The sequence below is a fragment of the Mesorhizobium sp. B2-4-6 genome (assembly GCF_006442775.1).
Classification (GTDB): Bacteria; Pseudomonadota; Alphaproteobacteria; order Rhizobiales; family Rhizobiaceae; genus Mesorhizobium.
Genome location: NZ_VFVI01000025.1, coordinates 1 through 24,502 on the forward strand (window position 1 = coordinate 1; position 24,502 = coordinate 24,502).

The window sequence follows — 24,502 nt, forward strand, 5'->3', positions numbered from 1 at the left end:
AGAACCTGGCCCATAGCGCATCCTTTGATTCGGAAGATAAGGATGCCCCATCAAAGCCTGGGATCAAACATCTAGTTTGTCGGAGACCGGCCGGCTGAACGCTTCGTCATCCACGGGCGAAGCAAGGAGCGAAGCGACGCGGCGCAGACCCGAGGATCCATTCCGTGACATAGGAGCGCCGCTCACGGTGCAGAATTCTGCACCGCTGCGCTCTACAATCCAGGTTACGGAATGGATCCCAGGGTCTCGGCGACGCCGCTTCGCGGCTGCTCCGCCCAGGGATGACGAGGTTGGAAGGCTTCGGCCAACCACCACGGTTTGCCTCGCTACTCCACCTCGCGCAGACGGTAGCCGACGCCGGTCTCGGTGATGATGTAGCGCGGCTGGTCCGGCGTCTTCTCGATCTTCTGCCGCAGCTGGCGCACATAGACTCTCAGATACTGGACGTCGGTGGAGTCGTTCCAGATCTGCTTCATCAGGAACTGGTGCGTCAGCACCTTGCCGGCATATTGCACGAGCATGCGCAGGATGTCGTATTCCTTGGGCGACAGTCTCACTTCCTTGTCCTCGACCTTGACGATGCGCTTCACCAGGTCGACGGAAAGGTCTCCGGTGTGGAACACCGGCTTCTCGCCCTGCTGCTGGAATTTGTGGCGCAGCGCCACGCGAATGCGCGCGACCAGCTCGTTCATGCCGAAAGGCTTGGTCACATAGTCATCGGCGCCAAGCTCGAGCGCGGCGACGATACCGGCCTCGTCGGTGCGGCTGGACAGGATGACGACGGGAACGTCGAGGCCATCGCCGCGCCATTTGCCGAGCAGCTCGAGGCCGGTCATGCCGGGCAGACCGAGATCGAGCAGGATAAGATCGGGCCGTTCGGCCTGCATGAGTTCGATCGCCGCCTTGGCGTTAGGCGCCTCGGAGACCGCGTAGCCCTGGCTGCCGAGGCCGACGCGCAGCAGTTTGCGGATCGGCGGTTCGTCGTCGACGACCAGGATGGAAACGGTCTGGTTTGTCATGCCGCGTCGTCCGTAAGGGGTGCGCCGAGCGCCGGCAACTCAGCCGGCACCGGCATGCGGATGGTGAAGATCGCGCCCGGACGATCGGTGCGGTTGGCCGCCGCGATGGTGCCGCCCATCGCCTCGATGAAGCCGCGGCTGATCGACAGGCCGAGACCGGTGCCGGCGCGCACCTGGTCGCGCTTGCGCACGCGGTAGAAGGTGTCGAATATCCGCTCCAGATCGTCGGGCGGAATGCCCGATCCCTCGTCCATCACCTGCAAGATGACGGCGCCGTTGTCGACCCAGGCCTGCAGCCGGATGGCCGAGCCGGGCGAGGCGTATTTGGCGGCATTGTCGAGGAGGTTGAACAATGCCTGCTCGAACAGAACGGGATCGAGCCGCAGCATCGGCAGGTCGGCCGGAATGTCGGTTTCTATTCTGTGTTCGGCGGTGATCTTCCGCGCCCGGTTCAGCGCCGATCCGACGACGTCGCCGACATAGTGGAATGCGTGGTTTGGCTCCATCGCGCCCGACTCGATCCTGGTCATGTCGAGCAGATTGGCGATGAAGCGGTTCAGCCGCTCCGCTTCGCTGACGACCGTCGCCAGAAGTTCGGCGCGATCGCTTTCCGGCAGCGCCGGCGCGAATTCCTTCAGGGTGCCGGCCGCACCCATGATCGCGGCAAGCGGCGTCTTCAAGTCATGCGAGATCGAGGTGAGCAGCGCCGAGCGCAAGCGGTCCGCTTCGGCGGCCAGCCTGGCGCGGTCGACATCGGCGACGAGCTGGACGCGCTCGATGGCGACCGCTGCCTGGTCGGCCAGGGCGTCGAGCAGCCGCTGCTGCTCGGGCGTCAGCAGGGGCCCTTGCTTGTCGTTGTCGAGGCCGACCACGCCGATCGCGGTGCGCCCCGTCCGCAGGGGGAGATAGAGGCGTTTTGCGCCAGGCAAGGTGTCGGCGCCGCGGCCGGCGGCACGGTTGTGCTCCCAGGCCCAGCGGGCGGCCGCGATATCGGCTTCGGCCAGCGTGTCGTCCGGCGGATAGCCGGCCTTGACGGTGATAGTGCCGTTTTCCGGCAGGAGCAGCACGACGCGGACTTTCAGCATCGAGGCGATCTGGAAGGCGGTGGCCCACAGCACGTCGTCGAGCGTGCCGGCGCCGGCGAGCTTCTTGGAGAAGGAGTAGATGTCCTCGGTGGCGCGTGCCCGCGAGCGGGCGGCAACCGCCTGCCGCTGCACGCGCGCCGTCAGATTGCTGGCGATCACGGCGACGACGAGGAAGACGGTGAAGGCGACGATGCTTTCCGGATCCCTGATCGTCAGCGTGTAGCGCGGCTCAAGGAAGAAGAAATTGAAGGCAAGCGCGCTGAGAAAACACGCATAGAGCGCCGGCCAGAGCCCGAACGTCACGGCCGCAGTCAGCACCGCCAGAAGCAGGACGCTGGCAAGATTGCGGACGTCGAGGAACTGGTCGAGGATCGAGCTGACGGCCAGCGCGCCGGCGACATAGGCCGTCGAGAACAGATAGGGCCAGATCTGGAAAGGCTTCTGCTCGGGCGCGGCCTTGACCCGTGCCGACGGTGTGTCGCCATCGCGCTCGGCGCCTGAAATGACATGGACGCTGATGTCGCCGGCATTGCGGATCAGGTCGTAGGTGAGCGAGCCCTCGATCAGCTCGCGCCAGCGCGAGCGGGTCGGCCTGCCGACGACGATATGGGTGAAATTGTTCGCCGTCGCGTGGCGCACGATGTCCTGGGCGACGTTCTGACCGGGAATGGTGGCGATCTCGGCGCCGAGCTGTTCGGCAAGGCGCAGGTTCCTGGCCAGGCGGTCCTTGTCCTCCTCGGAGAGGCCGGCGAGCCGCGGCGTGTCCACGTGCAGCGCCGTCCAGGGCGCGCGCAGCCGGTCGGCGAGCCGGCGCGCATAGCGGATGCGGGCCGCCCCGCCAGGTTGCGAGTCGACGCAGACGAGAACCCGCTCGCCGGCCGCCCATGGGCCCGGAATGGCATGCGACTGCATGTGGTTGAGCAGCTGCTCGTCGACGCGCTGGGCGGTGCGGCGCAGGGCCAGCTCGCGCAGCGCCGTCAGATTGCCCGGTGAAAAGTAATTCTCGATCGCGCGCTGCGCGGTGTTGGGGAAATAGACCTTGCCGTCCTGCAGGCGTTTGATCAGGTCGTCGGGTGTGAGGTCGATGATCTCGATGTCGTCGGCCTCGTCGATGACGGAATCGGGAACCGTCTCGCGCACCCGGACGCGGGTGATCTGGGCGACGACGTCGTTCAGGCTTTCGACATGCTGGATGTTGAGCGTGGTGTAGACGTCGATGCCTTGCGCCAGGATCTCCTGCACATCGAGATAGCGTTTGGGATGCCGGCTGCCGGGCGCGTTGGTGTGGGCAAGCTCGTCGACCAGCACCAGCGCAGGGCGCCGCTTCAGGATGGCGTCGATGTCCATCTCGTCGAGCGTCTGGTCGCGATACTCGACCAGGCGGCGCGGGATCACCTCATAGCCGTCGATCAGGGCCTGGGTTTCCTTGCGGCCATGAGTCTCGACAATGCCGATCACGACATCGATGCCGTCGGCGCGGCGGGCGCGGCCCGCCATCAGCATCTCGTAGGTCTTGCCGACGCCGGGCGCAGCGCCGAGAAATATGCGCAGGCGGCCACGGCCCTCGCGCTCGGCATGCTCGAGGAGCGCGTCGGGGGAGGGTCGGTTCTTAGGGTCGGTCCTGTCGTCGGGCATCAGGTCCAATCATGAATTGCGCCGGGGATCGTGTCGATCCCCGGCGCGGGCGGGTTACTTCAGCTCGTCCAGCGCCAGGTTCAGCGCCAGCACGTTGACCACCGGCTCGCCGAGGACGCCAAGCTCGCGGTCCTCGACATGGCTGTCGACCAGCGCCTTCACCTTGGCCTCGTCCATGGCGCGGACCTTGGCGACGCGCACCACCTGGAAATAGGCGGCCTCCGGGCTGATGTCGGGATCGAGGCCGCTGCCCGAGGTGGTGACGAGGTTCATGGGCACCGGCTGGTTCGAATTCTCGGCCTTCAGCTTCGCAGCGTCACCCTTGATGCGGTCGATGAGCTTGGGATTGGTCGGGCCGAGATTCGAGCCACCGGAGGAGGCGGCGTTGTAACCGTCACCGGCCGCCGACGGCCGGCCGTGGAAATAGCGGTCGCTGGCGAAAACCTGGCCGATCAGGCTGGAGCCGATGACCTTGCCGTCCTTTTCGATAAGGCTGCCATTGGCCTGGCTCGGAAACAGCGCCTGGGCGATGCCGGTCATGCCGATCGGATAGACGAGGCCGGTCAGCACGGTGAAGAAGACGATCATGACAAAAGCGGGTCTGAGTTGCTTGAACATCGGGGCAAATCCTTATGCGAGGCCGAGGGCCGTGACGATCAGGTCGATCGCCTTGATGCCGACGAACGGCACGACGATGCCGCCGAGGCCATAGATCAGCAGATTGCGGGTGAGCAGCGAGCCCGCCCCGATGGCGCGATATTTGACGCCCTTCAGCGACAGCGGGATCAGCGCAATGATGATCAGCGCGTTGAAGATGATGGCCGACAGGATGGCGCTCTGCGGCGTCGCCAGATGCATGACGTTGAGCGCCTGCAGCGGACCGGTGGACTGGCCGGTCGCCACGTAGAAGACCGCGAACATCGCCGGGATGATGGCGAAGTACTTGGCCACGTCGTTGGCGATGGAGAAGGTCGTGAGCGAGCCGCGCGTCATCAACAGCGCCTTGCCGATCTCGACGATCTCGATCAGCTTGGTCGGGTCGGAGTCCAAGTCCACCATGTTGCCGGCCTCGCGCGCGGCGACGGTGCCGGTGTTCATGGCGACGCCGACATCGGCCTGGGCCAGCGCCGGCGCGTCGTTGGTGCCGTCGCCGCACATGGCGACCAGCTTGCCCTTGGCCTGCTCCTCGCGGATCAGCGACAGCTTGTTCTCGGGCGTCGCCTGGGCGAGGAAGTCGTCGACGCCGGCTTCGGCGGCGATGGCAGCCGCGGTGAGCGGGTTGTCGCCGGTGATCATCACCGTGCGGATGCCCATCTTGCGCAGCTCGGCGAAACGCTCGCGGATGCCGCCCTTGACGATGTCCTTGAGGTGGACGACGCCGAGCAGGCGGCCGTCGCGCTCGACCGCCAGCGGCGTGCCGCCGGCCTTGGCGATCTCGTCGGCGATCGCCTGCAGGTCGCGGATCGTTTCGGTCGTCGGGCGCGTGCCATGGGCGGCGACGGTCGCCTGGTTCACGTGATTGAGCACAGCATCGACCGCGCCCTTGCGCACCGACGAACCGTCGATGTCGACGCCGCTCATGCGGGTCTGCGCGGTGAAGGGCACGAAGGCCGCGTGCAAGGTTGCCATGTCGCGGGCGCGGATGGCGTATTTCTCCTTGGCGAGCACGACGATCGAGCGGCCTTCCGGCGTCTCGTCGGCCAGCGAGGCAAGCTGTGCTGAATCGGCCAGCTCCTGCTCGGTGACGCCCTTGACCGGGCGGAACTCGGTCGCCTGGCGGTTGCCGAGCGTGATGGTGCCGGTCTTGTCGAGGAGCAGCGTGTCGACGTCGCCGGCGGCCTCGACGGCGCGGCCGGACATGGCGAGCACGTTGAAGCGCACGAGGCGGTCCATGCCGGCGATGCCAATGGCCGACAGCAGAGCGCCGATCGTGGTCGGGATCAGCGTCACGAAGAGCGCAACGAGGATCGTCACCGAGATATAGCCGCCCGAATAGGAGGCGAAGCTCGGGATGGTCGCGGTAGCCAGCACGAAGATCAGCGTCATGCCGACAAGCAGGATGTTGAGCGCGATCTCGTTCGGCGTCTTCTGGCGCTCCGCCCCCTCGACCAGCGAGATCATACGGTCGAGGAAGGTCTGGCCGGACGCGGCGGAGATGCGCACGCGGATCCAGTCGGACAGGACCTGGGTGCCGCCGGTGACGGCCGAACGGTCGCCGCCGGATTCGCGGATGACGGGCGCGGATTCGCCGGTGATCGCCGCTTCGTTGACCGAGGCCACGCCTTCGATCACCTCGCCGTCGGATGGGATGATGTCGCCGGCCTCGACCAGCACGACATCGCCGACCTTCAAGCTGGTGCCCGGCACCATCTTGAATTTGGTGCGGTCGCCGTTGGTGAGCAGCTTGGCCTGGGTTTCGGTGCGCGCTTTGCGCAGCGAGTCGGCCTGCGCCTTGCCGCGGCCCTCGGCCACCGCCTCGGCGAAATTGGCGAACAGCACGGTGAACCACAGCCAGATGATGATCTGCAGCGTGAAACCGAGGTCGCCGCCGCCGGCGATCAGATCGCGGATGAAAAGCACGGTGGTCAGCAGCGAGACGACCGCAACGACGAACATCACCGGATTCTTGACCAGCGTGCGCGGATCAAGCTTGCGGAAGGCGCCGCCGATCGCGGGCACCAGGATGCGCGCATCCATGATAACAGCGGATTTGGACTGGCTCATTTTTGGGCTCCAGTATCGGTCATGTTGGACGGCGCCGGGTGTTCGGTCTTCGGGAAAAGGCGCGGAAGGCCGATGGCCAGCAGCCACAGCACGAGCAGCACGGCCGCCATGCCGAGAAAGGTCGAAAGGGTCGGGAAAGGACGAGGCTTCTCGTCCCTTCCGTTGTCGGGCGCTCCGTCGCCGGTCTGGTGACGGTCGTTGCGACGTATGTCGTTGAAGCGGGGCATGGTCATCTCAGAAGGTCTGTCCATGGATCATCGCCAGATGCTCGACGATCGGACCGACGGCGAGCGACGGGAAGAAGGTGAGGCCGCCGACGATGACGATGACGCCGATCAGCAGGCCGACGAACAGCGTGCCGTCGGTCGGGAAGGTGCCGGCGGAGGCAGGCACGGTCTTCTTGGCGGCCAGCGAGCCGGCGATGGCCAAAGCCGGGATGATGACCAGGAAGCGGCCCATCAGCATGCCGACCGCCATGGTCAGATTATACCAGGGCGTGTTGCCGGAGAGCCCACCGAAGGCCGAGCCGTTGTTCGCGGCGGCCGAAGTATAGGCGTAGAGCACCTCGGTGAAGCCGTGCGGACCGCCATTGGCCATCGAGGCCACGGCGCTCGGCAGGACAACGGCGATGGCCGTGAAGACCAGCATCGCCAGCGGCAGGCACAGGATGGCAAGCATCGCCATCTTGACCTCCCTGGCCTCGATCTTCTTGCCGAGATATTCCGGCGTGCGGCCGACCATCAGGCCGGCGACGAAGACGGCGACGACGACGAACATCAGGATGCCGTATAAGCCGGCGCCGACACCGCCGACGATGACTTCGCCGAGCTGCATGTTGATCAGCGGGATCATGCCGCCGAGCGCTGTGAAACTATCGTGCATGGCGTTGACGGCGCCGCAGGAGGCGGCCGTGGTGATGACGGCGAACAGCGCCGAGGCGGCGATACCGAAGCGCGTCTCCTTGCCTTCCATGTTGCCGCCGTCGATGCCGAGCGCATGGACCAGAGGGTTGCCGGCGGCCTCGGCCCAGTAGCAGACGGCGACGCCGACGAGGAACAGCACGCCCATCGAGGCGAGGATCGCCCAGCCTTGGCGCTCACTGCCGACCATGCGGCCGAAGACATTGGTAAGGCCGGCGCCGAGCGCGAAGATCGACAGCATCTGGATCAGGTTGGAGATGGCGTCCGGATTCTCGAACGGATGCGCGGCGTTGGCGTTGAAGAAGCCGCCGCCATTGGTGCCGAGCATCTTGATGGCGACCTGCGACGCGACCGGCCCGAGCGCGATCGTCTGCTTGGCGCCTTCCAGCGTGGTGGCATCGACATACGGCCCAAGGGTCTGCGGGATGCCGAGCCACACATAGGCAAGCGTCAGCACGATGCAGAGCGGCAGGAGCACGTAGAGCGTGCAGCGGGTGAGGTCGACCCAGAAATTGCCGATCGACTTGCCGGAGGCGCGGGCGAAGCCGCGGATCAAGGCGATCGCGATGGCAATACCGGTAGCGGCCGAGACGAAGTTCTGGACGGTGAGGCCGGCCATCTGCACGAGGTAGGACATCGTGCTCTCGCCGCCATAGTTCTGCCAGTTGGTGTTGGTGATGAAGCTGGCGGCGGTGTTGAAGGCCAGCTGCGGGTCGACCGCGGTCATGCCCGCGGGATTGTAGGGCAGCACGCCCTGCAGCCGCTGCAGCGCGTAAAGGAAAAGCAGGCCAGCGAGATTGAAGAGCAGCATGCCCGTCGCGTAGACGGCCCAGTGCTGTTCTTCCCTGTCGCTCGTGCCGGCGAGGCGATAGAGGCCACGCTCGATAGGGACGAGCACCGGCGACAGCAAGGTGCGATCGCCGCTGAAGACGCGGTACATATAGAAGCCGAGCGGCTTCACGAGCAAAGCCAAGATCCCGCAATAGACGAGGATCTGTATCCAGCCATTTATGGTCATGATGAGCTCTCCGCGTGCCGGTCAGAAGCGCTCTGGGCGGATCAGCGCGTAGGTGAGGTAGGCAAGCAGGAACAAGGTCACCGCGCCGCCGAGGATGTAGTCGAAAAGCATGGTGCGGCCCTTTCTCAGATTCTGTCGCAGGCTTTGACGTAAGCTAAGGACAGGGCGAAGAATAAAATCCCGATGCCGAGAACTATGAGGTCCATTGCAGGTGTTCCTTGTTTTCCACTTGTGTCCACAGACCGCATAGGCGGGCTGAAAACCGCACGCAGCGCTCGTCACCTTGGCGGCGACGGCGGCTCACAGCGTTTCTTCGAATGGAAATATGGACCTGATCGCCATAAAGGTTCGAGACGGGAGGGATGGGAAAGATATAGGAATTTTATAGGGGTTTTGGGCGACCCGGCCGCAGCTCTTTCCGGCCCTTGGTGGCTCGGAGGCCGCGAATAAAAGCGCGTATATTAAGCGGCGGAGAATCCCCTCTCGAATTCATATGAAGCGGGCGTCTATTTAGTCGCGGCGTCACCGCTCGCCCGAATTCCGGCGCGCGCCAAATCGAGCTTCAAAATGCACTTCGCACCATTCAGGATGGCTCCGCGGCTGGGCCAAAACATCCCAATCGAATATTTCATCCTCGCCGATCCGAAGGACAAGGGAGCGGTCATCGGCCGCCTCGTCGACCACCCAATCCGTGAGACGGTGGTCGACGGCCAAGGTTGCAGCTACCGCTATGTCGGCGTTGCGACGCGCAATCCGGACGGGCGATATGACGTCGAGGCGCTGCGACCGGGGAATGGATCGTTCAGCCAGGCCTTCTCTATGCCCTCGAAGCCAAACGGTAAGGATCGCCTACAGCGCCAGCCGCCGATCCTTCCACGGCATGGCGTCTTCCAACTGCGTGGAAAGCGCCAGCACCGCCGCCTCGTCGCCATAGCGGCCGACGAGCTGGACGCCGATCGGCACGCCGTCGGCCGAGTGCCCGAGCGGCAGCGAGATCGCCGGCAGGCCGGAGATGTTGAAGGGGAAGTTGAAGACCGCGTCGCCCCATTTGGCGTTGTAGCGATCGAGATCGGTCTCCGACATGTCGTAATAGCCGAGCGGACGCGGCAGTTGCGTCAGCGTCGGGGTGATGAAGATGTCATAGGGGTTGAGGTCGCCGACGATATCGCGGCCGATCAACCTCAGTTGCTCGACATCGGAAATATGCTTGATGCCGCTGGTCGCGCGGCCGCGCTGGATGATCGCCCAGGTCAACGGTTCGACATCGTTCGGCGTGACGGGGCGGCCGACCAGCGTCTCCAGGAAGCCGAAAGTTGCAGCAGTCTGCACGCAGGTCATGTCGGTGTAGATCTTCCAGACGGCATCGGCGTCGAGCGGCATGTCGTGCTCCTCGATGTCGTGGCCGAGACGTTCCAGCGCAGCGACCGTGGAGAGCACGGTTGCCTTGACGTCAGGATCAATCGCCGTGCCGTTGGGCGGCGTGACGGTGAAGCCAATGCGCAGTTTCTTCGGCGCTCGCGCGGAAAGGCTGAGCCAGCTGTCCGCCGGCACCGGCGGCGTGTAGGCGTCGCCGGGCAGGGCGCCGGCCACGGCGTCGAGATAGGCGGCGGTGTCGCGGATCGTTCGCGAGCAGCAGAGGAAATAGGCGCCGCCATACCAATAGTCGCCGAAGGGCGCCAGGCTGACGCGGCCGCGCGATGGCTTCAGGCCGACAATGCCGCAGCAGGAAGCCGGAACGCGGATCGAGCCGGCCCCGTCGCTGGCTTCGGCGATCGGGACCATGCGCGAGGCGATCGCCGCAGCAGCGCCGCCGCTCGAGCCGCCCGGCGTGATGCCTTCCTTCCACGGGTTCTTCGTCGTGCCGTAGAGTTTCGGCTCAGTGGTGATCGACCAGCCATTCTCCGGCGCGTTGGATTTCCCGACGAGGATGAGGCCCGCCGCCTTGATGCGTCGCACCACCTCGCTGTCGGAATCGGCGACGAAGTCCTTGAGGTAGCGGCAGGAATTGGTGAGAGGCGCGCCGGTCCAGGACGAGGCGAGCTCCTTGAGCAGATAGGGCACGCCGGCGAAGGGCGCGGTTTTGTCCACCGTCGGCGCCTGGGCGCGCGCCATGTCGTAGAGACGATGGATGACCGCATTGAGCGACGGGTTGAGGCGCTCGATCGTGGTGATCGCCGCTTCGACCAGCTCAGCCGGTGATACCTCGCCGCGCTTCACCAGCCCGGCGAGCGACAGCGCGTCGGATTCGGCATAGGTTTTCAACAGGCTGTCGGTGACCGCCGCCATCGCTCTCTCCCCTCTCATGCTCCCGCAGGTGGCTGGGCCAAGCCTTGCGGTCTTCGTCGACAATGATGTGGCGGCGCCGGCTTCTTCTCCAGAGCCGGCGACCGGATGTCTTTAGGCCAGCTCGACGGTGCGCTTTTCCGCGATGCTTTGCTCGGCCGCCAGCACGATGCGCAGACTGTTCACCGCGGCATCCATCTGCTCAGTCAAATCGAGGTCCTCGCGGATGGCGCGCAGGAAGAAAGCCTGCTCGCGGTCGCAAAGCTCCTGATGGCCGGGCTCGTCTTCCATGCTGACGATCTCGTCGGGCTTGGCAAAATTCTTGTCGCCGTCGACCTGCGCATAATGGATCTTTAGCGCGTCGGTCTTGGTGTGGCGGTCGATGTCGGCGGAATCCGACACCTCCTCGGTGTCCTTGGCGCTGCTGCCCGATTGGCCGGCGACGATCGAGACCGCGCCCTTGGGGCCGACCACGTCCTTCACGAAATAGGCCGTCTCGCTCATCATCGGGCCCCAGCCCGCCTCGTACCAGCCGACCGAACCGTCATCGAAGGTGACGTGCAAATGGCCGTAATTCTGCTTGTCGGCCTCGGCCCAGAGTTTTGCGCCGATGCCGTGCACGCGCACCGGCTTGGCGCCGGTCAGCTGGCACATGACGTCGACATAGTGCACGCCGCAGTCGACGATCGGGATCAACGAGTCGATCAGGTTCTTGTGCCAGTGCCAGGCGGAGCCGCTGCTCTGCTGGTTGAGGTTGAGGCGCATCACCAGCGGCTTGCCGAGCGTCTTGCCGACCTCGATGAACTTGATCCAGGACGGATGGACGCGCAGGATGTAGCCCAGCACCAGCTTGCGGTTCTTCGCCCGCGCGGCGGCCACGACCTTCTCGGCATCCGCGATGTTGGTAGCCAGGGGCTTTTCCATGAACACATGGCAGTTGGCGGCGATCGCCTTCAGCGCATATTCGGCATGCGTGTTCGGCCAGCTGTTGATCGAGACCGCATCGGGCCTGGTTTCTTTCAGCGCCAGGTCGAAATCCTCGTAGAGCGGGTAGCCGGCGAGTTCCTTCGGGATCTTCTTGTTGCTTTTGATGGTGCGGCTCATGATGCCGACGATCTCGAAGCCATCGGAGCGGTGATAGGCGCTGGCATGCGAAGCGCCCATATTGCCCAGACCCACCACCAGAATTCTCACCTTGTCGGCCATCGAAGCCTCCCTACTTTCTTGCTCAATCACGGGCGGCGATCGATCGCCGCTCGTGTGCCTATCCAGGACATCCACCTTAGATCAGCGCCGCGCTCATCACCGGGCCTCTTCCTCTCCCCCCTCCGGAGGGAGAGGAAAGGAGCCAGCCCCTTCACTTCACCGCCGAATCGAACAGATGCGCCTTGATCTTGTCGACGTCGAGCGCGGCGAAGCCCTCCGACAGTTTTGCGCCGTCGGCGTCAGCCTTGACCTTGGCCTTGTCGAAGTCGTTGGCGGCCGGGATCAGGTCGTTGGTGCAGACGTCCCCGGCCTTCACCGGCGCGGTGATCTGGCCGATCTTGAGGATCTCATCGAAGAAGCCCTGCCAACTCGCCATGTCGTGCGAGCCCCAGCCGCCGCGCTTGTCCATGTCGCCGCGGAAGACATTGATCTGCTGCAGGATCGAGGTGGTGCCGAGTTCGGGACCGAGGTTCTTGGCCAAGGTCGGGAACTGCTCGAATACGGCTTCGACCGCGGCGCGCGGGTTCTGGTAGCCGAATTCGAGGCCCATCGCCCAGCCGCGCAGATATTTCTCCAGGAAGGCCTTCTTGTCGGCGTCCTCGAGATCGGCGGCGCGCACGACGAAGGTGTTGGCCGGCAGCTTCGAATTCTGCACGCCGAGCCAGTATTCGAAGTCGAGGCCCTTTGCGATCCATTCGGCGCGCAGCCCCTCCCAGGAGAGCGCCGCATCGCCCTGGCCGCCGGCAAGCGCGGTGCCCCAGGTCGGCCAGCCGGCCTCGACATATTTCACCTTCTTGATGTCGACGCCCTGGGCCGCCAGCAACGGATCGACGATCGCCTGCCACGCGGCGGAGCCGAGCAGGATGGTCTTGCCTTCCAGCTTCTTCAGGTCATTCGATCCCTCGCCCTTGCGGAAGGCGATGCTGAAAGTGTCGCGCGCGCCCATGTGGAAGACGGACTTCAGCTTCATGCCGTTCTGGATGGCGAAGGAGAAGACGCCGGGCGAGGGGAAGCCCATGTCGGCCTGGCCGACATCGACGAACTTCACCGTCGCGGTGCCATCCGACGGGCCCGGCTGCATGTCGGTGGCGAGGTCGCCGAAATAGCCGGCCTTCTTGGCCGACCAGTAGGGATAGTCGTCCAGCACCTCGAGCGTGCCGCGCGGCGAGATCCAGGTGAATTTCTCATAGGCCGCCGCCCTGGCCTTCAAGCCAGACGCGCCGAGCGCGGTGGCGGTCACGACGCCGGCCGCCGTCACCTGCAGGAAGTAGCGGCGGCTGATGCCGGCTCTTGTCGATGTGTCGAATGAGCTTTCGTTGGTCATGGCATTCCCCTTTTTGTTGATCGCTTGCCTTCGCCCGCCTCCCGGGCGACCTCATCCTTTCGCGCTTATGTTTCCCAGCTCGCCCATTTCTTGCCGATCAGGAAGAACAGCACGTAGATCAGGATGCCGAGTGTCGACAGGATCAGCACCACCGCGAAGAATTGCGGCATCTGGATCATCGACGAATAGGAGGTCAGCCGGTTGCCGAGGCCGAAGCCGCCGCCGACCATCTCGGCGCCGACGGCGGTGAGCAGCCCGAAGATCGCACCGATCATCAGCCCGACCAGGATCATCGGCAACGCCATCGGCGCGCGGATCTTCCAGAAGATCTGCAGTGTGCTGGCGCCATAGGAGCGGGCCAAGGCGATCTTGGCGCTGTCGACGCGGCGGAAGCCGGTCGCGGCGTTGATCATCACCATCGGGCCGGCGGCCAAGGCCACGGCGATGATGCGCGGCGTATAGCCGAAGCCGAAGCGCAGGATGAGCAGCGGTACCAGCGCCAGCATCGGCGTGGTGACGAGGATCAGAATGTAGGGCGCCACGATTTTTTCGGCGAAGGGAAACTGGGTGATCACCGCCGCCATCACCAGGCCGACCATGGCGCCGATGGCGAAGCCCGAGACGAGCTCGACCAGCGTGTAGCCGAGATGCGGCGCGATCAGCGGGAACTCGTCGAACAAAGCGTAGGCGATAGAGCTCGGCGGCGGCATGATGTATTGCGGCACGTGGAAGATGCGCAGCGCCAGCTCTATGCCGCCTATGATTACCACCGCCACGGCGAGGATCGCCGCCACTTCGGTGCCGGACTTGATGCCGGGGCCGCTGGCGAAGGCCGAAAGATTGGTCAGGCTGACATCCTGGCCGTCGCCGCCTGACTTCGCCTTTGAGAATTCCGGAATGGCGTCGCCCCCGCTCACGGCCTGATCCTCACGATTTCGGCCGACGGCCGCCCCGGCGCGCTCGGCCGGACGCGCTCGCCGACGATATCCATCTTGATCTTGTTGGTGAGGTCGAAAACCTCCTTCGTCGCCATGATTTCCAGCGAGCGCGGCCGCGGGAACGGCACGTCGTAGACCTTGGCGACGCGGCCGGGCCGCGTCGTCAGCACCACGACGCGGTCGGAGAGGAAGATCGCTTCCTCGATGCTGTGGGTGATGAAGACGATGGTGGTCTTGGTGTCGAGCCAGATCTCCTCGACGAGGCGGTTCATCTCTTCGCGGGTGAAACTGTCGAGGGCCCCGAAGGGCTCATCCATCAGCAGGACCGAAGGTTTCAGCGCCAGCGCGCGCACGATCGCGGCGCGCTGCTGCATGCCGCCTGAAAGCTCACGCGGGAACTTGCCGCCGAAGCCGTCGAGCCCGACGCGGTTCAACAGATGCGCGATCCAGGCGCGATCGGGTTTCTCGCCCTTGATCTCGAAAGGGAAGTTGATGTTGGCGTCGAGATTGCGCCAGGGCAGGAGGTTCGCTTCCTGGAAGACGATGCCGATTTCGGGACGAGGGCCGGTGATCTCCTTGCCGTCGAGCAGGATGGAGCCGCCTGTCAGCCGATGCAGGCCCGACATCGACCACAACAGCGTGGTCTTGCCGCAGCCGGAGGGGCCGACGATCGAAACGATCTCGTTGGATTGCACATCAAGGCTGCAGCGATCCAGCGCCAGAAGATCGCCTGATGCCGTTTGGTAGACCTTGGTCGCTGCCTGCACGCCGAGCTTCGGCGTTCTTGCGCTTGCCGTACTCATGCTCCCCCTCGGAGACTGCGCGATGCGTTGCCGGAGGCCCCATCTGTCCGCGAAATCAGTCTGTAACTATCCTACTTTACTGTCAAGCGGGGACAGATGGCGGAAGCAATCAGGTTCAATCATATTTTATATAAACAGCTGATTTTTATCAATTTTATGATCTCTTGCCGTGCGTGTTACTTTCCTACATACTTGTTTCGGTTGATTGCCTATGGCTAGCGGGCGGATAATCGCGAAGATAGTTCCAGAAGCGGGCTGGGGAGGACTTGGCGAATGACCGAAGCTGACAGCCAGGCGTTGCGAGCGACCGACGAGGACGACGAGCGGCACGACCACCTCCGGCGCATTCCCGATATCATCTCGCAGGTGAAGGACAGCTATGCGGAGATGCGGCCGGCCGAGCGCCGCGTCGCCGACGTCGTGCTCGACGACGTCAAATATGCGGTCGACGCTTCCAACGCCGCGCTTGCCCAGCGCGCCGGGGTCAGCGAGCCGACGGTCACCCGCTTCTGCCGCGCCATCGGCTGCGAAGGCGTGCGCGATTTCAAGCTGAAGCTGGCGCAGAGTCTGGTCGTCGGCGCGCTCTACCTCGCCACCAAGCCGCAACCCGCGAACGGCGACAGCGGCATGCCGTTCTGGAACGCGGTGTTCGGCGAGGCGCGTCGCGCGCTGCAAGAGGCGGAAAGGCAAATCGATCCGGGACAGTTGCAGAAGGCGGCGGAACTGATCGCCAAGGCGCGGCAGGTGACGGTATTCGGCCTAGGCGGCAGTTCGTCGGCGCTGGCGCAGGAGACGCAATACCGCCTGTTCCGCTACGGCATCACCATCAGCGCGCAATGCGATCCGTATTTGATGCGCATGACCGCCTCGACATTGAGGCCTGGCGATCTGGTGATCGCGATTTCGGCAACGGGGCGCACGCGCGAGGTGATCGAAGCGGTGGAGCTCGCCAAGCATTACCGCGCCAACGCGATCTGCGTGACGGCGCCGGATACCGAACTGACGCGCGTCTGCGATGTGCGGCTGACGATGGCTGTTCCCGAATATCCCGACACGCTGAAGCCGACGGCGTCGCGCTATGCTTTCCTGGCGGCCATCGATCTGCTTGCGGTGGCAACCGCCTACAGGATCGACGGCCCTGCGCGCGAAACGGTGCGCCGGATCAAATACAACGCCCAGATCCACCGGACCGGCAAGGAGATGGAGCCGCTGGGGGATTGAGGCAACCGATATTCAGGTGAGGCCGGCCTCCAAATGGCGGTTTCCTGCGCTTCCGGTGCTCACGTACCTAAGTACGCTCCGCTCCGGTTCTCGGGACCCACCATTTTCGACTCGGCCTGGCCTGAATCTCGACCGCCTCAAGGCGAGTTTCGACAAGGTCGACAAAGGTGGCCGTGTCGTTCGATTATATTCGGAGGGAAGGACAAAAATGCTCGACATCGCACCATCGCAACAGGCGGCTACCTGGCTCGGCTCGTTCGGCCGGGCGCTCGAGGCCGGCGATATCGAGGCGGCGACCGGTCTCTTCGTCGAGGATTGCTACTGGCGCGATCTTTTGACCTTCACATGGAACATCAAGACCATGGAGGGGCAGGCCGAGATCCGCGCGATGCTGAAGGCCACGCTCGACCTGGCGCAGCCGTCGCACTGGCACCTGACCGGAGAGCCAGGCGTCGACGACGGCACCGTCGAAGCCTGGTTCAGCTTCGAGACGACGGTGGCGCGCGGCGAGGGGATCGTACGGGTCAAGGACGGCCGCTGCCGCACGCTGTTCACGGCGATGAGCGAACTCAAGGGTTTCGAGGAGCGGAAAGGCCCGGCCCGGCCGCTCGGCATCCGCCACAAGGCCGACCCCGAGCGCGAAACCTGGGCGGAAGCCAGGGCGCGCGAGGCCCGCGACCTCGGCGTGCGCGAGCAGCCCTATTGCCTGGTGCTCGGCGGCGGGCAGGGCGGCATCATGCTGGGCGCCCGGCTGCGGCAACTGGGCGTTCCGACCCTTGTCATCGAGAAGAACGCGCGCGCCGGCGATTCCTGGCGCAACCGCTACCGTTCACTCGTGCTGCACGACCCCGTCTGGTACGACCATCTGCCCTATGTTCCGTTCCCGGAAAACTGGCCGGTGTTCACGCCCAAGGACAAGATGGGCGACTGGCTGGAAATGTATACCCGCGTCATGGAGTTGAACTATTGGGTGGCCACCAAATGCATCAGCGCCGCCTATGACGAGGCCGAAAAGGTGTGGACGGTGGTGGTCGACCGCGTCGGCCAGCGCGTCACGCTGAAGCCGAAGCACATCGTCTTCGCCACCGGCGCCTATGGTCCGCCGTGGCCGATCGAATTGCCGGGCACGGACAGCTTCAAGGGCGAGCTCCTCCATTCCAGCCAGTATTCCAGCGGCGAGAAATTCCGCGGCAAGCGCGTCGCGGTGATCGGCGCTGCAAGTTCGGGGCACGATGTCAGCGTCGATCTCTGGGAAGCGGGCGCCAAGGTCACCATGGTCCAGCGTTCGCCGACGACCGTGGTGAAATCCGACACGCTGATGGATGTCGGCTTCGAGATCTTTTCGGAGAAGGCGCTGGCCCGGGGCATCACCACCGACAAGGCCGACATGATCGTGGCCTCGACGCCCTTCGCGCTGGTGCCGAAGGGCCAGCGCGCGCTCTACGACGCGATCCGGGCGCGAGACGCGGATTTCTACAAACGGCTCAGCGACAGCGGCTTCGCCATCGATTTCGGCGAGGACGAGACCGGGCTGTTGATGAAGGCCTACCGGACAGGCTCCGGCTATTACATCGATGTCGGCGCCTGCGAGCTGATCCTGAACGGCGAGATCAAGGTCAAGAGCGGCGTCGGCATCAAGACGCTGACGCCGAACGGCATCCTGTTCGAGGACGGCAGCGAGCTCGCCGTCGATGCCATCGTCTGCTGCACCGGCTACCAGTCGATGAACGAGACGGTTGCGGGGATCGTCTCGCGCGAGGTCGCCGACAAGGTCGGCCCGTGCTGGGGCCTCGGCTCCGGCGTCAAGGGCGATCCGGGGCCATGGCAGGGCGAATTGCGCAACATGTGGAAGCCGACGGCGCAGGAAGCGCTGTGGTTCCACGGCGGCAACCTGGCGCTGTCGCGCTTCTATTCGAAATATGTGGCGCTGCAGCTCAAGGCGCGGATGGAAGGGATTGCGACGCCTGTTTACGGCGAGCCGAGCAACGCGAGGTAAGGTCGACCCCCACTCCGTCGAGCTTCGCTCGACACCTCTCCCCCGATCGACGGGGGAGAGGACGGCGCGCGCTTATTCCAGCTGGCTCCCTTCCTCTCCCTCCGGAGGGGAAGAGGTGGTGCTGCGAAGCAGCGACGGAGTGGGGGAAGGCGCTGCTCAACGCGAAGCCGCCGAAACCTGCCGGGCATCTCCCCCTAGGGGGAGATCAACCAGTCACCGCCCGAAATGCCTCGCCGCCACATCCACATGCGTGTGGTGCGCAGGCGCCTCGAAGCGCTCGGTCTCATTGTGGTCGGGCGCCTCGTTCGGCCACCATTTGCCGCCGATGGCGATGCCGTTGGAGACCAGACGCTGGTCCGCGACCAGTGACGCTCCGACAGCGTCGACGAAGGTGAAGCGGCCCGGCTGCAACTTCAGCACCGCGACATCGCCGATGCCGCCGACCTTCAGCGCACCGAGCTCGGGCCGGGCAATCGCTTGCGCGGGATTCATGGTCGCCGCGCGCAGTACCTCGACCAGCGGCATGCCGAGCGCCATGAGCTTCGACATGCAGACCAGGATGTCGAAGGCCGGGCCGTCGACGCAATAGAGATGCACGTCGCTCGAGATGACGTCGGGAGCCAGGCCTTCGGCCAGCATCGCCTTGGCGACCTCGAAGTCGAAGGAGCCCATGCCGTGGCCGATGTCGAAGATGACGCCGCGCTCGCGGGCGAGGCGCATGTCCGGCCGCACCGCGCCGGAGGCGAAGACCGGCGCGTTGGGGAAGGGGCGGAAGCAATGGGTGAGGATGTCGCCGCGGCGCAGCCTGGGCAGCACTTCCGAGCGTCCCGGCGGCGGCTCGTCGATATGCGCCATCAGCGACAGGCCGGCCTTGTCGGCGGCCTCCAACGCCAGGTCCACCGGAGCGATGCCGCTTGAACCGCCGGCATGCTTGCCGGAACGCACCTTGACGCCGACGACGACGTCGGCGTGCTCGCGTACCGCGGCAACCGTCTCGCGCGGCTCGCAAAGCCTGAGGTCGCTGCATTCGCCGACAGACACGGTGTTCGAGAATCCGAAAATGCCGGCGAAGGAGATGTTGACGTAAGCGAGGATGCGGACCTTCGAGCGCTCGATAACATGGCGGCGAAAGCCGAGGAAATTGCCGGCGCCGGCGCTGCCGGCGTCGATGAAGGTGGTGGTGCCGCTCTTGGCGGCGAGCCGGTCGGCATCGACGCCGAGCGAGGTTCCGCCCCAATAGACGTGGCTGTGCAGATCGACGAGGCCGGGCGCGACGATACAATCCCTGGCGTCGACCACCTGCGTGGCATGTTCGGCATCGATGGCGGCCTCGATTGCCGCAACACGCCCACCGGCGATGGCGACGTCGCGTTGCGCGTCCAGGCCCGATGCGGGATCGATGACGCGCCCGCCCTTGATCAGGAGATCGAACTGCATCGGGGCACTCCCTGCTGCTGCGTGTTCGCGATCAGAGCGGCCGGTAGGCGACCGCCTCGACCTCGATCTTGATGTCGATCATCAGGCGGGATTCGACGGTGGTGCGCGCCGGCGGATCCTGCGGGAAATGCTTTGCATAAACGGTGTTGAACGTGCCGAAATCGCGCGCATCCTCCAGCCAGACGGTGGTCTTCACCACATCGTCCATTGTGCAGCCGGCGAGCGCCAGCGCCGCCTTGATGTTCTGCAGCACCTGCTCGGTCTGCTCGGCGATGCCGCCCTTGACCACGAGCCCGTCGCCGCCCACCGGCACCTGGCCGGAGACATAGACGAAATCGCCGGCGCGCACGGCGGGCGAGAGCGGAACATGCGATTTTCCATAGCATTGCTTGGGCAAGTGAGCCTCCTCCTGGCGATCGAGCGGGACCGTTCACATAGCCGTCTACGCTTGTCGGCACGATCCTCCTAGAGGCAATGTCGGAAAGCAACATTTTTTCGAAACTCATGTTGCTTTATTACAGAAGCCTGAGCATCTTGCGCTCGACGCCGCTGCGGCACCAGGTGGGGCGACCCGCCGGCGGCCGGCGCGCTCTATTTTGTTTTTGCGCAATTCCGGACGGAAAACCGCTACGCACTTTTCCTGGAATTGCTTGCGAGAGGAGAGATCCAGCATGACCTTAGACAAGAATCCGTTTCCGGAGGGCGATGCCGACCGCCACGCGCTTTGGGAAATGCTGGTGCGGCGCGATATCGATGCTTTCCTCGGTCAGGACTGGTCGATGGTCGAGGACGATTTCATCGCCGAAAGCTTCTTCGGCATGCACGCGCATTTCCTCAACAATGCCGATGCCTGGAGGCTGCAATTCCCGAGGCTGGAGGTCTATCGCGACGAATGGTTGCGGCAGGCCAAGGAAACCGCGGCGACGAAATTCGCCGAACCGCTGCGCGAAGCGCTGTTCCGCATCACCAACATGCGCGACATCGATGTCGATGGCGACCGCGCGGTGCTGCACAAGAAGTTCGACGGCTCGGTCGCCAAGGCCGATGGCGGCGTCGACCGGCTCAAATGGCAGACGCTCTATTTCTGCCGCAAGGTTGGCGGCCGCTGGAAGATCGCCGGTTTTGTCGGCTATATGCCGCATCCGCTGGGAAGCTAGCGGCCCGTCGGACAGCGCCGGCGTTGGTAAAATCGACCATTGTGGAGATTAGCCGAAGCGCCGGTCAGTTCGTCATCCTAGGGCGGAACGGCCGCGCGGACACGAGGATCCTATGCCGTGACCTTCGAGGCGTCGCAGCGGTGCAGGCTTTGGCACCGCAGGCATTCTTCGGCAGGCTGAATGGCACAGGATCCTTGGGTCTTCGCTCCCGCTTCGCGTCGCTACGCACCAAGATGACGACGTTGGGGCCAATCGGCGGCCTATGACAGAAGCGATGAGCGTTCGTCCGGGGAGCGGTGATCGAAGACGACGCCCATGGTCTTACCAACGGCAGCCATGACGATCAGTTCGATCAGATGGTCGTCGCTGTTCTGGCAGGCCGGGTCGGATCGGCGGATGACGTCGAGCATCGCCCGTGTCGAGACGGTGTCGCCGGCGCGAAATTTCGAAAGAGCAGACGAAACAAGATCTTGCACCGTCGGGTCCATGACGGGCACTTCCGCAGCGACGTTCATTGGCCTCCTCCTGCCATGAACCCTCCCAAAAAATATGATACGCCAATGGTTGGATTGCGCCAGTGAAATGGTGGTCCGACCAGTGCGGCTGGCGACAGCCAGCCGCCATTCGCGCCAGGGACGCCCGCCCATACGTGTGGAACACCGAGCCGACGGCTGCGACCCATGCTCGACGCACCGCGCTTAGGTTGGTAAGCCCGTCGCGCGCAGGGAGACGATCCGAGTCGAGACATGACCGTTGCAATCGAAATGGGGCAGACGACGGCGGGCGCGCCGGCGGCTCTCGACCTGGAGGAGTTGCTGGCGACCCGTCTGCTGGTGCAGGGCAATTCGGGCTCCGGCAAGTCGCATCTGCTGCGCCGGCTGCTCGAACAGAGCGCGCCCTGGGTGCAGCAGACGATCATCGACCCCGAAGGCGACTTCGTGTCTCTGGGTGAACGCTATGGCCATCTGGTGATCGACGCGGAGGAGCATACCGAGCGCGGCCTGCAGGCGGCGGGCGAGCGGGCGCGCATCCATCGCGTCTCGACGGTGCTCAACCTCGAAGGGCTCGACGCCGAGAACCAGATGCGGCGCGCCGCGGCCTTCCTCGGCGGGCTGTTCGAGGTCGCGCGCGACCATTGGTATCCGATGCTGGTGGTGGTGGACGAGGCGCAACTCTTCGCGCCCGCCGCCGCCGGCGAGGTTTCGGACGAGGCGCGCAAGCTCTCGCTGGGCGCCATGACCAATCTGATGTGCCGCGGCCGCAAGCGCGGGCTTGCCGGCATCATCGCCACGCAGCGGCTGGCGAAGCTCGCCAAGAACGTCGCGGCGGAAGCCTCCAACTTCCTGATGGGCCGGACCTTCCTAGATATCGACATGGCGCGCGCCGCCGACCTGCTCGGCATGGAGCGGCGTCAGGCCGAAGCTTTCCGCGACCTGGAGCGCGGGCACTTCATGGCGCTTGGGCCCGCCTTGTCGCGCCGTCCGCTCAGCGTGCGCATCGGCCAGACCGAAACCAGCCCGCGCAACGGCACGCCGCGTCTGATGCCGATGCCGGGAGCCGCGCTCGAGGATGCGCGCGCGATCATTCTTGCCGCGCCGCCGCCGGAGACGGTCAGGCCGCAGCGCCGGCCTTCGCCCGATCTGCTCGACCAGCTGATGGCGGCCAAGGCCGCGCCGCTGGACATCCGCCCCGAGCCGGCGGAGCCGCAGCCCAGCGCCGAGGATCTCGCCGAGCGGCGCGAGCGGATGGACCGCATCCTGCGCGCCATCCTGGCCGAGCCGGATGCCGGGTTCCGCGTCATCGGCGTGCTCTACCAGGAGTTCGTCGTTCGCTGCCGCATCGAGGGGCTCGCCTCCGTGGTGCCCGATCTGCCGGAGTTCCGCCGCATGCTGACGCGCGCCCGCGCCGGCGTCGGCTCCGATATGGCCGAGGACGACGCCTGGCGCGACGTTTCCGTGCGCGCCTCGTTGCTGCCCGAGGACATGCAGGGCGTGTTCATGATGATCGCGCGCGCCGCCAAGGAAGGGTGGCCCTGCCCGAGCGACGCGGCGATCGCGCGGGCCTACGGCTCGCATTCGCTGCGCCGCGCGCGCCGGCTGCTCGACTATATCGAGGAGCAAGGCCTCATCGTCTGCCAGGTCGACGGCGTGGGCCGGCGCACGGTGACGCTGGTCGAACTCGCCTGGGCGACCGCGCCGGGCGACCCCAATGCCGCTGGGCAGGACAGCCTGGCTGGCTGACATCGGAAGACGCTGGCGACCAGGCTCTGGCGGCCTTTGCGCCATTGGTTGACGGCCAGCCCGATTTGTCTAGCGCACGCGGCACTACATGTTCCGATAAAATTTTCCAACAGAAATGCCAGCGACCGAGCGATGGCGAAGTCAACGCTGCGCCATCAAATCACGCCGCGCCGAAACGGACTCGGGCCCGCGCACTTTAAGTCGTTGTTTTGATGCATATCATTCGCTCCAAATCGCAGCCCACTTTGAGGGACACAGGCATCAATCGGTGGGGTGGCAGATTTGTTAAATGTCTAATGAATCGTTAATATTACGCGGCAATATATATCCCGTTATGGTTTCCAAATCATAAAAAGCTAATATACCTGACTATAGGTATGCCTGTCCCGCGATTGCGGCGACCGAGGGGGGCGCGCCAGCTAGGAGTGTTGGGGAGCGAGCGCGCAAGCGCTCGGGGTGGGTTTTTGTCTCTCAAAGAGATCTCAAAGAGAGAAGTCTTCTCGGTCAATCAGAGTGGCTTGGTCCTGACCAACCGCCGCAGGCAAGAACATGCGCCTGTGGCGACTGCGGAGTGCGCGCGCCAGGATCAGCAGTAACCGTTGGGGCGAACATTTCCATTGTTCGCAAAAGGATCACAGGGGGAAATTGGCAATGGCGACTACGACAGTTTCAGGTTCGACCGTCACGTTTTCGAATTCGGGTGCAGCCGCCGATCTGACGCAATCCGGCACAGAGGACGGCAGCCTTCAGTTCACGTTCGACGTGCTTGCGGCAAGCGGTGGCGGGACCAAGACGACGATCTATTCGGTGGATGACGGCGTCAAGAACGACGACGGAGGGGCTGGGATCATCGTCACCAACAAGGCGTTCGCCGACTACAACAAGGATCTGCTGATCCAGGATCAAGCGGGAATTCAATTCGCCGAAACCAGCGCAAATGGCGCGAAATTCTGGATCGGAAGTGACAACAAGATTCATTACGACGCGACCGCTGTAGCCCCCCTGATCAACGCGCTAGGTGCTGGAGAGCACTTTACGGACACGATCCAATACACGATCAAGATGTCGAACGGCACGCTCAGCGTGGGTACGCTGTCGGTGGTGATCAATGGTGTGAACGACGCGGCGGTGATCACCGGCACGAGCACGGCGGAGCTGACCGAGAGCAACGCGGCGCAGAACACCGGCGGCAAGCTCGACGCCACCGACGTGGACAGCTCGGCCGACTTCGTGACGCAGACCAATGCCGACGGCAGCAACGGCTACGGCAAGTTCTCGATCGCGGCCGACGGCACCTGGACCTACGCCATGAACAATGCCCACAACGAGTTCGTGGGCGGCCAGGACTATACCGACAGCATCACGGTGGCCACCGCGGACGGCACCACAAAGGTGCTCACCGTCACCATCCACGGCACCAACGACGCGGCGGTGATCACCGGCACGAGCACGGCGGAGCTGACCGAGAGCAACGCGGCGCAGAACACCGGCGGCAA

Annotated in this window: 20 protein-coding genes; 5 read left to right on the top strand and 15 right to left on the bottom strand. The window is 64.6% G+C overall.

The annotated features are described in order from the left end of the window. Window positions 1-326: 326 nt before the first annotated feature. The 12 genes from FJ957_RS31035 to FJ957_RS31095 form a co-directional block, all read right to left on the bottom strand. On the bottom strand, window positions 327-1,019 hold the full coding sequence (locus FJ957_RS31035; RefSeq protein WP_140837289.1) for a response regulator transcription factor: 693 nt from the start codon (window positions 1,017-1,019) through the stop codon (window positions 327-329). Beyond that, window positions 1,016-3,739: a sensor histidine kinase KdpD gene (locus FJ957_RS31040; protein ID WP_140837292.1), complete on the bottom strand. Its 2,724-nt coding sequence runs from the start codon at window positions 3,737-3,739 to the stop codon at window positions 1,016-1,018. The genes FJ957_RS31035 and FJ957_RS31040 overlap by 4 nt, the downstream gene beginning before the upstream one ends. A gap of 54 nt (window positions 3,740-3,793) precedes the next feature. Continuing rightward, window positions 3,794-4,357 (bottom strand): potassium-transporting ATPase subunit KdpC, encoded by a 564-nt coding sequence (kdpC, locus tag FJ957_RS31045; protein ID WP_140837295.1) that lies wholly within the window; start codon window positions 4,355-4,357, stop codon window positions 3,794-3,796. Between the two features lie 12 nt (window positions 4,358-4,369). Then, window positions 4,370-6,463, bottom strand: coding sequence for a potassium-transporting ATPase subunit KdpB (gene kdpB / locus FJ957_RS31050; RefSeq protein ID WP_140837297.1), 2,094 nt, complete (start codon window positions 6,461-6,463; stop codon window positions 4,370-4,372). Then, a complete protein-coding gene (locus tag FJ957_RS31055) occupies window positions 6,460-6,714 on the bottom strand; it encodes a hypothetical protein (protein WP_246686017.1) in 255 nt (84 codons plus the stop codon). Before FJ957_RS31055 ends, kdpB begins: the two co-directional genes overlap by 4 nt. Beyond that, entirely contained in the window at window positions 6,698-8,401 is a 1,704-nt protein-coding gene (gene kdpA, locus FJ957_RS31060; protein ID WP_140837299.1) for a potassium-transporting ATPase subunit KdpA, read from the bottom strand. The genes FJ957_RS31055 and kdpA overlap by 17 nt, the downstream gene beginning before the upstream one ends. A 21-nt stretch (window positions 8,402-8,422) precedes the next feature. After that, window positions 8,423-8,512 (bottom strand): K(+)-transporting ATPase subunit F, encoded by a 90-nt coding sequence (locus tag FJ957_RS31065; protein ID WP_036257910.1) that lies wholly within the window; start codon window positions 8,510-8,512, stop codon window positions 8,423-8,425. 738 nt (window positions 8,513-9,250) lie between these two features. Next, window positions 9,251-10,687: an amidase gene (locus tag FJ957_RS31075; protein ID WP_140837301.1), complete on the bottom strand. Its 1,437-nt coding sequence runs from the start codon at window positions 10,685-10,687 to the stop codon at window positions 9,251-9,253. A gap of 111 nt (window positions 10,688-10,798) precedes the next feature. Further along, window positions 10,799-11,890, bottom strand: a complete 1,092-nt coding sequence (locus FJ957_RS31080; protein ID WP_140837305.1) for a Gfo/Idh/MocA family oxidoreductase — start codon at window positions 11,888-11,890, stop codon at window positions 10,799-10,801. Between the two features lie 151 nt (window positions 11,891-12,041). Continuing rightward, on the bottom strand, window positions 12,042-13,214 hold the full coding sequence (locus tag FJ957_RS31085; protein ID WP_140837307.1) for an ABC transporter substrate-binding protein: 1,173 nt from the start codon (window positions 13,212-13,214) through the stop codon (window positions 12,042-12,044). A 65-nt stretch (window positions 13,215-13,279) separates the two neighbouring features. Then, window positions 13,280-14,131 carry an ABC transporter permease gene (locus FJ957_RS31090; protein ID WP_140837309.1) on the bottom strand — a complete coding sequence of 284 codons (852 nt, stop codon included), beginning with the start codon at window positions 14,129-14,131 and terminating at the stop codon, window positions 13,280-13,282. Next, complete coding sequence (locus tag FJ957_RS31095) at window positions 14,128-14,955, bottom strand: ABC transporter ATP-binding protein (RefSeq protein WP_140837311.1); 828 nt, start codon at window positions 14,953-14,955, stop codon at window positions 14,128-14,130. Before FJ957_RS31095 ends, FJ957_RS31090 begins: the two co-directional genes overlap by 4 nt. A gap of 273 nt (window positions 14,956-15,228) precedes the next feature. On the opposite strand from FJ957_RS31095, the gene FJ957_RS31100 reads away from it, so the two are divergent. Continuing rightward, a complete protein-coding gene (locus FJ957_RS31100; protein WP_140837313.1) occupies window positions 15,229-16,176 on the top strand; it encodes a MurR/RpiR family transcriptional regulator in 948 nt (315 codons plus the stop codon). Between the two features lie 208 nt (window positions 16,177-16,384). Next, a complete protein-coding gene (locus FJ957_RS31105; RefSeq protein ID WP_140837315.1) occupies window positions 16,385-18,172 on the top strand; it encodes an NAD(P)/FAD-dependent oxidoreductase in 1,788 nt (595 codons plus the stop codon). Between the two features lie 213 nt (window positions 18,173-18,385). On the opposite strand, the gene FJ957_RS31110 is transcribed toward FJ957_RS31105, so the two are convergent. Both FJ957_RS31110 and FJ957_RS31115 read right to left on the bottom strand, forming a co-directional pair. Continuing rightward, the gene (locus FJ957_RS31110; protein WP_140837317.1) at window positions 18,386-19,609 is read right to left on the bottom strand and encodes an amidohydrolase/deacetylase family metallohydrolase; all 1,224 of its coding nucleotides are present in this window, start codon (window positions 19,607-19,609) and stop codon (window positions 18,386-18,388) included. 31 nt (window positions 19,610-19,640) lie between these two features. After that, a complete protein-coding gene (locus tag FJ957_RS31115; protein ID WP_140837319.1) occupies window positions 19,641-20,006 on the bottom strand; it encodes a RidA family protein in 366 nt (121 codons plus the stop codon). A 274-nt stretch (window positions 20,007-20,280) separates the two neighbouring features. On the opposite strand from FJ957_RS31115, the gene FJ957_RS31125 reads away from it, so the two are divergent. Then, window positions 20,281-20,766 (top strand): hypothetical protein, encoded by a 486-nt coding sequence (locus FJ957_RS31125; RefSeq protein WP_140837323.1) that lies wholly within the window; start codon window positions 20,281-20,283, stop codon window positions 20,764-20,766. Window positions 20,767-21,026: 260 nt separating this feature from the next. Here the strand turns inward: FJ957_RS31125 and FJ957_RS31130 are convergent, their stop codons facing one another. Continuing rightward, complete coding sequence (locus FJ957_RS31130) at window positions 21,027-21,281, bottom strand: hypothetical protein (RefSeq protein WP_140837325.1); 255 nt, start codon at window positions 21,279-21,281, stop codon at window positions 21,027-21,029. Window positions 21,282-21,512: 231 nt separating this feature from the next. On the opposite strand from FJ957_RS31130, the gene FJ957_RS31135 reads away from it, so the two are divergent. Both FJ957_RS31135 and FJ957_RS31140 read left to right on the top strand, forming a co-directional pair. After that, window positions 21,513-23,006, top strand: a complete 1,494-nt coding sequence (locus tag FJ957_RS31135; protein WP_140837327.1) for an ATP-binding protein — start codon at window positions 21,513-21,515, stop codon at window positions 23,004-23,006. A 651-nt stretch (window positions 23,007-23,657) separates the two neighbouring features. Further along, window positions 23,658-24,502 (top strand): VCBS domain-containing protein (locus FJ957_RS31140; protein WP_246686018.1); only part of this gene is annotated, 845 nt, incomplete at its 3' end.

Bases quoted from the DNA above. Each gene is read 5' to 3' on its own strand.
- FJ957_RS31065 (WP_036257910.1), bottom strand. From the start codon at position 8,512: ATGCTTTTCGACTACATCCTCGGCGGCGCGGTGACCTTGTTCCTGCTT.
- kdpA (WP_140837299.1), bottom strand. From the start codon at position 8,401: ATGACCATAAATGGCTGGATACAGATCCTCGTCTATTGCGGGATCTTG.
- FJ957_RS31130 (WP_140837325.1), bottom strand. From the start codon at position 21,281: ATGAACGTCGCTGCGGAAGTGCCCGTCATGGACCCGACGGTGCAAGAT.
- FJ957_RS31135 (WP_140837327.1), top strand. From the start codon at position 21,513: ATGACCGTTGCAATCGAAATGGGGCAGACGACGGCGGGCGCGCCGGCG.
- FJ957_RS31035 (WP_140837289.1), bottom strand. From the start codon at position 1,019: ATGACAAACCAGACCGTTTCCATCCTGGTCGTCGACGACGAACCGCCG.
- kdpB (WP_140837297.1), bottom strand. From the start codon at position 6,463: ATGAGCCAGTCCAAATCCGCTGTTATCATGGATGCGCGCATCCTGGTG.
- FJ957_RS31100 (WP_140837313.1), top strand. From the start codon at position 15,229: ATGACCGAAGCTGACAGCCAGGCGTTGCGAGCGACCGACGAGGACGAC.
- FJ957_RS31055 (WP_246686017.1), bottom strand. From the start codon at position 6,714: ATGGACAGACCTTCTGAGATGACCATGCCCCGCTTCAACGACATACGT.
- kdpC (WP_140837295.1), bottom strand. From the start codon at position 4,357: ATGTTCAAGCAACTCAGACCCGCTTTTGTCATGATCGTCTTCTTCACC.
- FJ957_RS31125 (WP_140837323.1), top strand. From the start codon at position 20,281: ATGACCTTAGACAAGAATCCGTTTCCGGAGGGCGATGCCGACCGCCAC.
- FJ957_RS31085 (WP_140837307.1), bottom strand. From the start codon at position 13,214: ATGACCAACGAAAGCTCATTCGACACATCGACAAGAGCCGGCATCAGC.
- FJ957_RS31040 (WP_140837292.1), bottom strand. From the start codon at position 3,739: ATGCCCGACGACAGGACCGACCCTAAGAACCGACCCTCCCCCGACGCG.
- FJ957_RS31075 (WP_140837301.1), bottom strand. From the start codon at position 10,687: ATGGCGGCGGTCACCGACAGCCTGTTGAAAACCTATGCCGAATCCGAC.
- FJ957_RS31110 (WP_140837317.1), bottom strand. From the start codon at position 19,609: ATGCAGTTCGATCTCCTGATCAAGGGCGGGCGCGTCATCGATCCCGCA.
- FJ957_RS31105 (WP_140837315.1), top strand. From the start codon at position 16,385: ATGCTCGACATCGCACCATCGCAACAGGCGGCTACCTGGCTCGGCTCG.
- FJ957_RS31080 (WP_140837305.1), bottom strand. From the start codon at position 11,890: ATGGCCGACAAGGTGAGAATTCTGGTGGTGGGTCTGGGCAATATGGGC.
- FJ957_RS31095 (WP_140837311.1), bottom strand. From the start codon at position 14,955: ATGAGTACGGCAAGCGCAAGAACGCCGAAGCTCGGCGTGCAGGCAGCG.